At 67.7% G+C, this 12,458-nt stretch carries 13 protein-coding genes; 9 read left to right on the top strand and 4 right to left on the bottom strand.

The features are described from left to right. Positions 1–9: 9 nt before the first annotated feature. Genes IP92_RS20575 through IP92_RS20565 form a run of 3 tightly spaced genes read left to right on the top strand, consistent with a single transcriptional unit; the run spans position 10 to position 6,014 of the window. Positions 10–678, top strand: coding sequence for a hypothetical protein (locus IP92_RS20575; RefSeq protein ID WP_145878550.1), 669 nt, complete (start codon positions 10–12; stop codon positions 676–678). Positions 679–718: 40 nt separating this feature from the next. After that, a complete protein-coding gene (locus tag IP92_RS20570) occupies positions 719–4,357 on the top strand; it encodes an Ig-like domain-containing protein (protein ID WP_145878547.1) in 3,639 nt (1,212 codons plus the stop codon). A gap of 10 nt (positions 4,358–4,367) precedes the next feature. Then, positions 4,368–6,014: a di-heme oxidoredictase family protein gene (locus tag IP92_RS20565; RefSeq protein WP_145878544.1), complete on the top strand. Its 1,647-nt coding sequence runs from the start codon at positions 4,368–4,370 to the stop codon at positions 6,012–6,014. A gap of 149 nt (positions 6,015–6,163) precedes the next feature. On the opposite strand, the gene IP92_RS20560 is transcribed toward IP92_RS20565, so the two are convergent. After that, the gene (locus IP92_RS20560) at positions 6,164–6,880 is read right to left on the bottom strand and encodes a DNA-binding protein (protein ID WP_145878542.1); all 717 of its coding nucleotides are present in this window, start codon (positions 6,878–6,880) and stop codon (positions 6,164–6,166) included. A 224-nt stretch (positions 6,881–7,104) separates the two neighbouring features. On the opposite strand from IP92_RS20560, the gene IP92_RS20555 reads away from it, so the two are divergent. Together IP92_RS20555 and IP92_RS20550 are read left to right on the top strand one after the other, a co-directional pair. Then, positions 7,105–7,398, top strand: a complete 294-nt coding sequence (locus IP92_RS20555) for a hypothetical protein (protein WP_145878539.1) — start codon at positions 7,105–7,107, stop codon at positions 7,396–7,398. Positions 7,399–7,624: 226 nt separating this feature from the next. Beyond that, positions 7,625–7,927, top strand: a complete 303-nt coding sequence (locus IP92_RS20550; protein ID WP_145878536.1) for a hypothetical protein — start codon at positions 7,625–7,627, stop codon at positions 7,925–7,927. 1 nt (position 7,928) lies between these two features. Here IP92_RS20550 and IP92_RS20545 read toward each other — a convergent pair whose 3' ends face one another. Continuing rightward, the gene (locus IP92_RS20545; protein WP_158206850.1) at positions 7,929–8,654 is read right to left on the bottom strand and encodes a polysaccharide deacetylase family protein; all 726 of its coding nucleotides are present in this window, start codon (positions 8,652–8,654) and stop codon (positions 7,929–7,931) included. Positions 8,655–8,861: 207 nt separating this feature from the next. On the opposite strand from IP92_RS20545, the gene IP92_RS20540 reads away from it, so the two are divergent. Beyond that, positions 8,862–9,170 (top strand): DUF3761 domain-containing protein, encoded by a 309-nt coding sequence (locus tag IP92_RS20540; protein ID WP_145878531.1) that lies wholly within the window; start codon positions 8,862–8,864, stop codon positions 9,168–9,170. Between the two features lie 90 nt (positions 9,171–9,260). After that, positions 9,261–9,665: a contact-dependent growth inhibition system immunity protein gene (locus tag IP92_RS20535; RefSeq protein ID WP_145878529.1), complete on the top strand. Its 405-nt coding sequence runs from the start codon at positions 9,261–9,263 to the stop codon at positions 9,663–9,665. 134 nt (positions 9,666–9,799) lie between these two features. On the opposite strand, the gene IP92_RS20530 is transcribed toward IP92_RS20535, so the two are convergent. Next, positions 9,800–10,879, bottom strand: coding sequence for a DUF418 domain-containing protein (locus IP92_RS20530; RefSeq protein ID WP_145878526.1), 1,080 nt, complete (start codon positions 10,877–10,879; stop codon positions 9,800–9,802). 36 nt (positions 10,880–10,915) lie between these two features. On the opposite strand from IP92_RS20530, the gene IP92_RS29965 reads away from it, so the two are divergent. Both IP92_RS29965 and IP92_RS20525 read left to right on the top strand, forming a co-directional pair. Beyond that, complete coding sequence (locus IP92_RS29965) at positions 10,916–11,224, top strand: hypothetical protein (RefSeq protein ID WP_158206849.1); 309 nt, start codon at positions 10,916–10,918, stop codon at positions 11,222–11,224. Continuing rightward, positions 11,217–12,068 (top strand): flagellin N-terminal helical domain-containing protein, encoded by an 852-nt coding sequence (locus IP92_RS20525; RefSeq protein WP_145878523.1) that lies wholly within the window; start codon positions 11,217–11,219, stop codon positions 12,066–12,068. Before IP92_RS29965 ends, IP92_RS20525 begins: the two co-directional genes overlap by 8 nt. Positions 12,069–12,281: 213 nt before the next feature. Here the strand turns inward: IP92_RS20525 and IP92_RS20520 are convergent, their stop codons facing one another. Next, positions 12,282–12,440, bottom strand: coding sequence for an Atu4866 domain-containing protein (locus IP92_RS20520; protein ID WP_199271853.1), 159 nt, complete (start codon positions 12,438–12,440; stop codon positions 12,282–12,284). Positions 12,441–12,458 lie beyond the last annotated feature (18 nt).

Genomic DNA, 12,458 nt, shown 5'->3' with positions numbered 1-12,458 from the left:
GACGACACCATGTCTCAGTTTGCACATCAATCAGCTGCCCTGTCCCTTTGCCTGGCCTTGGCCGTCGCAGCACCTTGCGCGCCCGTGCACGCCCAGGCGCAAGGCACCGCTGCCATCGATGCGGCGGCGCTGATGCCGGAGAGCTTCGGCAACGTCAGCCTGGGCATGACCCAGGCCGACCTGTTGCGCGCACGGCCCGCGATCCGCCAGGACGGCTTCAAGGGCGACAACGCGGGCCATGCCAAGCTGCTCTTCGAAAAGGGCAAGTCCGACTTCATCGACCAGGCGATCTACCTGTTCGACGAAGCGAAGCCGGTACTGGTCGCCGTGGTGTTCACGCGGCAGCAGCCGGCCCTTCCCGCCAAACAGGCCGTACCGGCGTTTCGCAGCGCGGTGGCGGCGAAGTGGGGGGCGCCCGATCAGGTCGGGTATGCGCGTGCCGAAACGGGCGGCCGCGAAATCGGCATGGTCTGGCGGCGCCGCGACGCGGTGGTAATGGCCAACTACCCGGCCGACGGCAAGGCCGGCACGACGACCGTGCGGATCGGCGCTCCCGGGTCGATCGTCGAGGCATACGCGAACAAGCTGGACTCGATGGACAAGACGACACAGGAAAAGTTGAAACAGGAAATGCGCGACCAGCTGCGCAACACCCCCAACACCGCCAGGTACCAGTGACGGCGGCGCGTGCGATGGAACCGGAACGGCGGAGGTCTACATGAAGTCAGTCTCGAAACGCATGCGCGCCTGGCTGCCGGCGGCGCTGGCCTGCTGCGCCCTGCTGCTCGGCGCGGCGCAACCGGCGGCCGCCGCGGGCCTAAACGAAAACTGCGTCGTCAGCGTGTTGAACCGCAACGTGCAGGCGAAGGCGGACGGCACCTGGGTGCTGCCGAACCTGCCGGCCAACTTCGGCAGGGTGCGCGCCCGCGCCACCTGCGTGGAAGCCGGCGTGACGACCTACGGCCAGTCCGACGAGTTCACGATTCCCGCCAACGGCTCCGTCACGCTGCCGCCGATCGTGCTGGGGCCGACGACACCGATCCCCACGCACCTGCGCGTGGACGCCGGTGCGGGCCCGCTGACGGCGCCCGGCGCGACGACGCAGGTCCGCGCACTGGCCACCTACACTGGCGGCGAGCAGGTCGACGTGACGGCCACCGGCACCAGCTACAGCATCAGCAATCCGGACATCGCGACGATCACGCCGGCCGGCCTCGTGACGGCCGTGCGCAGCGGCACCGTCGTCATCCAGGGCATCAACGAGGGTACGACCGGCATCGCCCAGCTGCGCGTTGCATTGGCAGGCGCGGACAGCGACGGCGACGGCATTCCGGACGACGAGGAACTGCGCCTCGGCATGAACCCGAACAACGCGGCCGACGCGCTGCTCGACCTGGACCGCGACGGCCTGACCGCCGTCGACGAATACCGCGCCGGCACCGATCCGCGCAATCCCGACACGGACGGCGACGGCCTGCCCGACGGCGCCGAGGTGCAGTGCACGCGCGGCTTCTGCACCAGCCCCCTGCTGGCCGACACGGACGGCGACGGCGTGCGCGACGGCACCGAGATCCAGACGGGCAGCGACCCGACCAATGCGGCCAGCGTCAACTTCGCGCAAGCGCTGCGCGAGATCCGCGTAACGCCGGGCAGCTTCACGCTGATCGTCAACTCGCTGACGGGCAGCGCCAGCGTGCAGCTGACGGTGACGGGCACGATGATCGACGGCGTCGACATCAACCTGACGAACACGGCGCGCCAGACGACCTACGCCAGCAGCAACCTCGCGTCCTGCAACTTCGGCTCGCCGGACGGCCGCGTGTTCGCCAGCAGCGCCGGCACGTGCGAGATCACCGTCGCGAACAACGGCCACACCGCCGTGGTGCAGGGCACCGTGCAGGACTTCGCGCCGGGCGCGCTGTCGTTCGTCGCCCTGCCCGGCTTCGCCAACGGCGTCGCGGTCGGCGGCGACTACGCCTACATCGCCGCCGGCTCGGCGGGCCTGCACGTCGTCTCGCTCTCCAGCGACCGCCGCACGCCGTCGATCCTGGCCACGCTGAACCTGTCCGCCAGCGCCAACGACATTGCGCTGGCCGGCAATATCGCCTACCTGGCGACCAGCGGCGGCCTGAAGGTCGTCGACATCACGAATCCCGCTGCGCCGCGCCTGCTGGGCACCTTCGCCGGCGTCGGCAACGCGATGGGCGTGAAGGTGCGCGGCACCACCGCCTACGTGGTGGCGGGCGGCAGCCTGTACATCGTCAGCGTCGCCAACCCGGGCGCGATGATCCAGGCCGGCACGCTCAGCCTGGGCGGCACGGCATGGAACCTGGATCTCGACCCGACCCGCAACCTGGCGGCCGTCGCGATGGGTGGCGCGGGGCTGAAGCTGGTGGACGTCAGCAACCTGTCGGCACCGCTGCTGCGCGGCACCGCCGCCACCGGCGACGCGCGCGGCGTGGCCCTGCGCGGCAATACGGCGATCGTGGCCGATTACGCGAACAGCATGACGTCGGTGGACATCGCCGACCTGGCCGCCCCCGCCATCCTGTCGCGCACCCCGCAATCGCTGGGCGGGCTGCTGACCAACGTGATCCTGTCCGGGAACTTCGCGCTCGGCGCGGACGTGGTGTTCGTCAACGGCGTGCCGATCGTCGACATCAGCAATCCCGCCGCGCTGCAGCCGCGCGCGATCCTGAACTTCGCGAACCGCGACGACAACGGCATGGGCATCGCCGCCGACGACAGCTACATCTACCTGGCCGCCGACCGCAACAGCCTGGAACGGGGCGGCACGTCCGGCGACAGCCGCCTGTACATCGGCCAGTACCAGCCGCGCATCGACCTGGCCGGCGTGGCGCCCACCGCCGCGATCTCGGCGCCAGCGGGCGGCGCGCTGGTCTACGAAGGGGCACCGCTGACGATCGCGGTGGACGCGCAGGACGACATCACGGTGGCCGCCGTGCGCTTCCTCGTGAACGGCCAGGCCGTGTTCACCAGCACCAGCGCGCCCTACCAGTACACGTTCACGGTGCCGGCTGGCGTCTCCAGCCTGGAGCTGGGCGCCGTGGCGCGCGACCTGGGCGGCAACGAGGGCACGGCGGCGCCGGTGACCGTCAGCGTCGCGCCGGACCCGCTGACGCAGGCCGTCGGCCGCGTCGTCGATGCCGATGGCGCGCCGCTGGCCGGCGCCCTCGTCACGGCGCCGGGCGGGCGCACGGCCACGACGGCGGCCGACGGCAGCTTCGCGATCGCCGGCGTACCGACCGTTCTGGGCAACCTGGTGCTGCAGGCATCGTGGACGCCGCCCAGCGGCATCGTCCGGCACGGCGCCTCGGCACCGACGCCGCCGGCCGTCGGCGGCACCACGGACGTGGGCACGATCAGCGTCATCGACGTGCAGTTCGAAACCGACTACGGCACGCTGTGGACCACCTGCGACGACTGCTACACGCAACGCACGTTGCCGTTCGTGTTCCCGTTCTACGGCACCGACGAGAGCATCGCCTACGTGGGCTCGAACGGCTACATCACGTTCGGCGCGGGCGACTCCACCTATACGGAAAACGTGCCGGCGTTCTCGCAGCTGCGCCGCGTGTCGGCGTTCTTCGACGACCTGATCGGCGGCGGCGGTGTGCTGATCAACGACCGCCTGCCGGACCGCTTCATCGTCACCTACGACCGCACCCGCCAGTACAGCGAAGGCGGCAGCAACACGCTGCAGATCCAGCTGTTCCGCGATGGGCGCATCGTGTTCGCCTACAAGGGCATGACGGCGCTGAGGAGCGGCGCGATCACCGGCGTCACGCCCGGCCCGAACGCGCCGTTCCAGCAGGTCGACTACAGCGCCGCGCCGACGTTCGACGTGCCGGCCGGCAGCGCGGCCTACGAGTACTTCACGGCGGCCAGCCCGTTCGACCTGGACAACAGCTTCATCGTGTTCACGCCCGCATCGGGCGGCGGCTACAGCGTGCGCACGGTGCTGCCGCCGCCGGCCGCCCCCGTCGTCACGCTGGCTGGCACGGTCGGCACGACGGCGCAGGGGTCCGCGCCGGCGCAACTACGGGCGGCCGCGGTCACCACGGCGGCTGTGGCGCCTGCCCCGACCGCCGTCACGCTGGCCAACGCCGAAGTGCGCGTGACGTCTTCCGGCAACCCGCAATACGTCGGCATGACGAACACGGACGCGCAAGGCCGCTTCACCTTGGCCGGCGTGCCGCCGGGCGGCATCAACGTGGAGATCCGTCGCAACGGCGCGCTGCTGGCGCGGGGCACGGGCTTGTCCGTGGCCGGCGCGGCCGGCAGCGACACGCTGCAGGTCCAGCTGGTGTCGCCGGACGCGAAACAGAAGAACTGAAGGAGAGACGATGCGGCGCAAACTCACCGGACTGGCCCTGGCCGCGCTGGCACTCAGTGCCACCGCGGGCGGCGTGCTGATCGACGCTTCGCTGCGCAAGAACGAGGTCGGCCTCGAGCTGGGCCTGGCGGCGCACATGCAGGACGACGAGGAATACACGGCACCGCTGGACCGCCTGCTGGAGCACGGCCGGCGCGTGTTCTCTGCCAACTGGACGCGCGACGAAGGCGGCGGGCGGCCCCTCACGAAAGGCAACGGCCGCGCACTGGCCGACGCGTCGGCACCGCTCGTCGGCGGCCGCGCGTTCAACCGCATCTCCGGCCCGGACGCCAATTCCTGCATGGGCTGCCACAACCAGCCGTACGGCGTGGCGGGCGGCAGCGGCGACTTCGTCGCGAACGTGTTCGTGCAGGGCCAACGCTTCGACTTCGCCACGTTCGACCGCAACGACGCGGTGCCCACCCGCGGCGCCGTCGACGAACAGGGCCAGCCGGTCACGCTGGCCACGATCGGCAACTCGCGCCACACGCCTGGCATGTTCGGCGCCGGCTACATCGAGATGCTGGCCCGCGAGATCACGATGGACCTGCAGAAGATCCGCGACGGCATGCGCCGCGGCGAGACGCGCGCACTGGTGGCGAAAGGGATCGACTTCGGCAAGCTGACGCGCCGCGCGGACGGCCTGTGGGACGTCAGCGCCGTCACCGGCCTGCCGCGCCTGTCCCTGATCACGGCGACGCCAATCGACCCGCCGTCGCTGGTGGTGCGGCCATGGCACCAGGCCGGTAATTCCGTGTCGCTGCGCGACTTCACGAACACGTCGTTCAACCACCACCACGGCATCCAGTCGACCGAACGCTTCGGCGCGAACACGGACCCGGACGGCGACCATTTCAGCAACGAACTGACGCGCGCCGACGTGACGGCCGCCTCGATCTTCCAGGCCGCGATGGCGGTGCCTGGCCAGGTGATCCCGAACGACCCGAACATCGAGCGGGCGATCCTGCGCGGCCAGCGCAACTTCAACACATTCGGCTGCGCCGCCTGCCACGTGCCCACGCTGCCGCTGAGCCGCGAAGGCTGGACTTATTCGGAACCCGGCCCGTTCAACCCGGCCGGCAACCTGCGCGCCGGCGATGCGAAAACGGTCAAGGTGAACCTCAACGACCCGGCGCTGCCCCAGCCCCGGCTGGCGCCGGAACATCCGGACGACCTGGTGATGCTGGTGCCGGCCTACACGGACTTCAAGCTGCACGACATCTGCGACCCGGCCGATCCGATGCCGCTGGAATCGCTGGACATGAACTGGCCCGTATGGGCACCGAAGTTCCCGGCCGGGAACCGCCGCTTCCTGACGCGGCGGCTGTGGGGCATCGCCAACTCGGGCCCCTACTTCCACCACGGCATGTACAGCACGATGCGCGAGGCGGTGCTGGGCCATTCAGGCGAAGCGCTCGCATCGCGCAAGGCATTCCAGGCCGCCGGCTCCGACGAGCAGGCCGCGCTGATCGAATTCCTGAAGTCGCTGCAGGTGCTGCCGCCGGGGACGACGAGCCTCGTCGTCGACGAGCATTACCGGCCGAAGAAGGTCGATGCGGCGGCCATCGCCGCAGCCCCCGCGCCCGCCGTTGCCGCGGTCCCGCAGCGGCGCCGCTGACAGTCTTTCCGCAGTCCCCGGCCGTCCCGCCCCATGGCGGCGACGGCCCCGCCTCCCATCCGGCTGCGCGCTGCTGGGCGCTCTCGTCTACCGCTTCATCGCGAAAGCGGAGTAAGCACAGCGGAGCCGTTCCGGCAGCGCGGGCCGGCTTACTGGCGCCGGCCGCGCAAGCCGTCGATCTCGGCACGCAGCGCGCTGCGCTCGGCGTTGGCCGTTTTCAGCTGGGAGCGCAACGTCTCCAGCTCGGACGCGAAATTGTCGCGTGCCGTCACGGCGCCGACCAGCTCCATCTCGGCAGCCAGCCGCGCATCCGCGTCCGACGACGACGACGCCACGCTGCGCTCCAGCTGGGCACGCAGGTCGGCCAGCTGGCGGTCCTTGCCGTCGATCGCCAGCTGGTCCTTGGCCTTGCCGACCAGCGCATCGGTGGCGACTTGGCGCGCATCGCGCAGCTCGACCGTCAGGCGCTCGATCTGTTCGGCCTGCTCTTCCGTCAACGTCGTCAGGCTCGACACGCGGGCCAGCAGCGCGTCACGCTCCGACTCCAGTTCCTCGCCGGTGCGCAGCAGCGTATCGATATCGCTCTCGGACTGCGCCGCCGTATCGCGCGCACCCGCCGCCGCTTCGGCGAATTCCTGCGCCCACGTCCGCAGCGCGGTCGCTACGGCTTCCGGAATCTCGGCGGACAACGGCGCCGGCTTCGGCGCATGCTCGGCGCGCCATGCGGTCAGGTGCTTGCCGATCGTCGTCGGCGAACCGGTGCCGAGCGCGTCGTGCACGGCTTCGATGGTGACGGGCTTGCCGTCGTTTTGCAGGCCGTCGGCAACGGCGGCGACTTCTTCGAAGGTCGGAGTTTGGTCCAGCATGTTCTTGTTCCTGGTTACGAGGGCCGGCAGGCCTGTCGCTTGTTAATGCCGCAACGGGGCGGGCTTTGTTGTTTGGATTCAGCGTGAAACTGAGAGGGAGGAAGCTTACTACAGATGGAGCGGCGGGCGTGATCTTTGTGCCTTGGGGCAATGATTTTGGTGCCGATGTTTGCTACTATGCCAAGTCCTGGCGGCAGCGCTTCGACCATTTCACGGACAGATAGATGGACGCGATTAAAGTACTCAGAAACGAGTATCCCGGCGTCCAGGCCTGGCGCCGCTTTGCCGAGGTTTTTCTTCCCGACTGGGAACAGTGGCCGGAGAAACAGCTGGCCCAGTCGCGGCTGGTCGATGCGGAGATTGCCGCCGTGCTGACATCCTATATGGGGACCGGCGCTTATGCGTGGTTCGAAAAACCGATCGGCGCGTTGGACATGCGCTCGGCCCGCGATGTGCTGAACAATGAGACGGACGGACTGGACATCATCCGATCGCTGTTGATGCGGATGCCGTGCTGATTGCGTATGGCACACCGGTGCAAGCCGTATTCGGCGAGTTCGCTGGCCGATTGGCGGGAGACCTTGTTCAAGACTTCGAGACGAATCGACTCGCATCGTTGAATATCCGGCCTAATGGAACGAACCTATCTAACGCAACCATCCGCGTCCGAAAATGATAAGACTTGTATTTCCTTTTGTAGTAATTCTATGTGCATTGGGCGCATTGGCCGCTGCTTGCCATACCATGAGTTACGAAAAACAGCTCTATGAATTCCCACTTGGCGGCTCAGAGTATAGGGTTACGTTACTTCGATCGGGTGCAGAGCTTACTCTTCTGTCCGTACGACCACGCTACAAGCTGCGCATCGCGCGTAAACTGGGGGCGACTGGACATGAACTGGATGTGCCCATCTTCGATTTCGATGATGACGTCATCGCTTACCTGAACCGCAGCCAGATTACAGAGAGCGGTGAAGGGATCACATTCAATCAACCGAGCGGGCACACGCTGTTTGTTCCGAAGCGATGGTATGAGGCTGGACGCTAGATCAAGGCGTCGACCACTCCACATGCACAACCTTGTACCCACCCTCCTTCAGCGCCCTTAGCAATGTGGGCAGCGCGGCCGCCGTCTGATCCTGCCCATCGTGCATCAGGATGATGCCGCCCTTCGTCCCCTTCAGCCGCTCCAGCATCCGCGCCGTGAGCATTGCCGGCGTCTGGTCCGCCAGCCAGTCGTCGATCGCCAGGTCGACGGACATCACGGTGATGCCCTGCTCGCGCAGTTTGTCCAGCAGCACCGGCGTCTGTTCGAGGAACGGGAAGCGGAAGGCCGGCGCTCGCTGGCCGAACTGGCGCGCATACGCGTCTTCCACCAGCGCCAGGTCGGCCAGTTGGGCGCTCGCATCGAGCTGCCCGTAGTGCGGGTGTTCGTAGCCGTGCATGCCGACGGAATGGCCGGCGCGCGCGACGGCGGCGGCTAGGTCCGGGTACTGCTGCATCGGTTTGCCGTTCATGAAGAAGGTGGCGCGCACGCATTGCGCGGCCAGCGCGTCGAGCACACCGTTCGTCGAGCCGGGGCGCGGGCCGTCGTCGAACGTCAGCACCACTTCGCCGGGCGCCAGCGGCAGCGGCGGGTGCTGCACGGTGCCGTAGGCGGCGCCCTCGCGCTTTAACGTCAACGTGCGGGACATGCCCAGCGCATCGGGCGGGCACGCGGCCTGCGCCAGTGCGCCCAGCAGCAGGCCGGCGATGCCGGCGGCGTGTTTCAGCATGGTGCTCCTCATGGTCGGGCTGCGCGGACGGCGCGGCACACAGTATGCAATTCGCCAACTGGACTGGTCAAACGTTTTCAGCCGAGGCCGGAAGCGTAGCGAACGGGCAACAATCGGGGCCGGAATCTCTGCAAGTCTTATTTCCATACTGACACAATACGTATCAACAAGTAATCTATAGGCCATCGCCATCCACCGTCCTGACTCATGCACAAGCCTCTTCTTTCCCTGCTCGCCGCGCTGGCGTTCGCGTTACCCGCCCAGGCGCAATACGCACCGCCGGCGCCAAAGGAAGCGCCTGTCCAGCGCACGCATGCCGAACCCAACGAACAGGACTTGCAGCAGCACGGCCATTACCGCAACAGCAAAGGCGACGACGTGCATTCACCCGCCGCATCGAAGTCGGGCAAGGTGCCCGATGGCGCGAGCGCGCAGTGCCGCGACGGTACCTACAGCTTCAGCCGCAGCCGGCGCGGCACTTGTTCACACCATGGCGGCGTGGCCACCTGGCTGTGATGCAATCGCACTTCGACCGGCCTTGCGCGCCGCGTCGCCCCAGGCACGGTGCTCTGAATTGGATCGCGCGAGTTGAAACAGGAAGACAGGATGATGAATATACGGTTTTGCGACCTGGAACCCGCCGGGTACATTGCCGGACTGGAAACCGGCGCTTCTCCACTGTCGTCCTGGTACGGACAAATTCGCGAGCGGCCAATTTGCGAACTCGACGTCGGAGACATATGCCGTGCGGTTCGGCAGCGGCTATTCTTGACTCAGATACTTCCCATAGCGTTTCAATTCTTGCGCGAAGACCTGCGGGCGGGAGACACGTATGACGGGCAACTTCTCGCCGCGCTGGCGCACGTTACGCCAGAGAGCTGTCAAGCGTTAGCAAGTATCGAGGAAATCCGGGATTATCTGGCGGCGCAGAGCAACGGTAGCGCAAGCCTTGCCCCCGAGCTGAATGACGATTTGCGGAAGTTGATAGCAGTGCTCAAGCAAGCCAACTAGAACTGCGACACCGTCAGTCTCCTCCTTGAAAATCAGGAGACGGAATGCGATAGGTCGAGCCCTTTGTGCGGACAAGCCGATGTTGGCGTGGCCGTCTGGCTGCGAAGGGAGCGGCTAAAACGCCATAAATTGGCTCAGCGGCGCGGCGCCGTCAGCCGCCGCATCAATGCTTCCACCGGCCCTTGCGCGACGCGCCGGCTCCACGCCCATGCCGCGCACGTGCCGACGACAAGGAATACGCCAGCGGCCAGTGCCACGTCCGCATCGCTGCCGTGCAAGGCACCAAAGGCTTCAAGCACGCCCATGCCGAGGAAGATGTGCGCAAGGTACAGCGTCAGTGTCATGCGCCCGGCCGGCAGCACGCGCTGCCATGGCCCGTCCGGCCACCGCGCCGCGGCCAGCAGGCAGGTGCCGACAACGAGTGCCGCTGTTCCCATCCCCATCAGAAGGTAGGCGGGCCCCGGCGGCAGCGGCCCGGTGCCCAGCAGCTCGCCGACCGGCGTGCCGGCCGACGCACGGGCCAGCAGCGCGGCGGCGATGACCGCGCCGATGCCGCCCAGCGCGAGCCGGGATTGCGTCGCACGCGCGGTCAGGTCCAGGCGGGCCAGCAGCATCCCGAACAGGAAGAATGCGAGCCATGGCAGCAGCGGATGAAAGCCGTTGAACACGAGGTTGCGCACGAAGCCCGGCGGTGTCCACAGGTCCGTGTAATGCAGCGCGGTCCAGTCCCAGCCCTGGCTGTAATCGAAGTGCATCAGCGCCCACGCCGAGATGCCCGCGACAGCGCCGACGCCGGCCGCCAGCCACAACGCCGACGCGCGGCGCCACGGCAGCGCGCACAGGAAGTAGACGGCGTAGTAGTGGATGATATCGGCGGGGAAGACGAGCAGGTTCAACGTCCCGACCACCAGCAGGAACAGCGCGCGGCGCACCGTCCATCCTGGCACGATGGCCGGCGGTAGCGAGCGTGTCGCCAGCACGTAGCCGATCCCGGCCAGCACGACGAACGTGGAGGAGGCCTTCCCTTCCAGCAGGTGGAACAGGCCGCGCAGCCAGCCGTCGCCCTCGCCGGCCGGCGCCATCGCCAGGCGGAAGTTCACGCAGACCATGCCGGCCAGCGCCAGCCAGCGAGCCAGGTCAAGTCCCGCCAGGCGTTCCCGCGGCGCCTGCGCCGGACCGGAAGGCGCCAGCCGGTGTGCCGGTTTGTTCTTCATTGGCGCCGTCCTCGACGTGCGCTTGTGGCCCGCTCCGTGGCGGCGTTCGGCCCGCACGGCTGCAGGCCGGCACTGGCTGCCGGATTTTCCGGAGTGGTCAGGCGCGCGGCAGGGGGAAGGATTCGTCTCGTCATTGTGGTGATCCTGTTTGCGGCGGTCGGCGCAGCACTGCGGCGCATGCCCCAGCGGGCCGACGCGGCGGACAGTATCGCGTTCGACAGGAACGAGGTCAACCTGCGGCCGGGCGCGCAGGATTTAATTTTTTGGCATACCGGTCGCCTTCACGATATAAGCACTGGCTTGACCGGTTCACCCACATTGAATTTGCATTATTTGCATGCTTAGTTTGCGCTCCAACTCCGCTGCCCTCGACGCAACCAACGCGCTATCGAACGCGAGCCGCGCGCAATCGCAGGCCGCGACGCGCCTCGGCACCGGTTACCGCGTCAATCACGCGTCCGACGACGCCGCGGGCCTGCAGATCGCCACGCGGCTGGCTACCCAGGCGTCCGGCACGCAGGTCGCGATGCGCAACATCCAGAACGGCATTTCGCTGATGCAGGCCGCCGACGGCATCGCCGAGGGCATGGTCACCGCGTTCAGCCGGATGAACGACCTGGCAGTGCAGGCGGCGGACGGCTCGACGACGCTGGCGGACCGCACCGCCCTGCAGGAGGAATTCAAGACGCTGGCCCAGCATGTCTGGGACCAGCTGAGCATCAAGTACAACGGCGAGCGGCTGTTCATCGGCTCCTACAACGACGAATACGGCAAGTTCGTTACGCCGTTCGCGCTGCAGATCGGTGCGGACAGCAGCGAGGCGATGATGGTTGATGTCTACAACCACATCGATACGTCGAGCGGCTTCGGCTGGGGGAGCGCGGAGCTGGAAACCGTGCTGACGGAGAACGCCAGTGCCACCATCGAAACCACCCGCGACGCGATCAACGCATGGGCGGCCGTGCGCAGCTCCATCGGCGCCATCAGCAACCGGCTGGAACACGCGTACGCCAACGCAACGAACCTGCTGACCAATACCCGCGCGGCGCGCGGGCGCATCATGGATACCGACTACGCCGGCGAGATGGCCGAGCAGACTACCCAGCAGATGCTGATGCAGTCGAGCAGCGCGATGCTCAAGCAGACCCACAGCCTGGCGCAGTTGACGCTGTCGCTGGTCGCTTCCTAGGGCGGCGCTCCTCCCCTGCAGCGCGCCGCGGGCGCCCCTCCCCTTGCAGCTCGCCGTGGGCGCGCCGCCATGTCACTCCATCGGTCCCGCGGCCGTCACTGGCCGGCGGCGTCAGCGCGCGTTGCGATACGCCGCCGATCCACCGGCCGCGCCGGGTTGTGCATTCCGTCAGCGCTTCGGCCGGCGTGATGTCCGTCATGCGCTTCCCCTGCATCAGCCAGCCTCACGGTACAGCACCAAGCCCGCGTGGTACAGCACGCCGTCGCGCAAGTCGCCATCGGCCGTGAAGCCCCGCCGTCCTGCCCGATCGTCCCCGTATTCCATATGATCGCCCTCGTTCCAGCAGCGCCCGATCTTCCGCGCTTCTTGCACGATCCTCCGAGCCCCTGC

Source organism: Pseudoduganella flava (assembly GCF_007830495.1).
GTDB classification, from domain to species: Bacteria; Pseudomonadota; Gammaproteobacteria; order Burkholderiales; family Burkholderiaceae_D; genus Rugamonas; species Rugamonas flava.
This window is presented reverse-complemented; position numbering and strand designations above follow the sequence as displayed.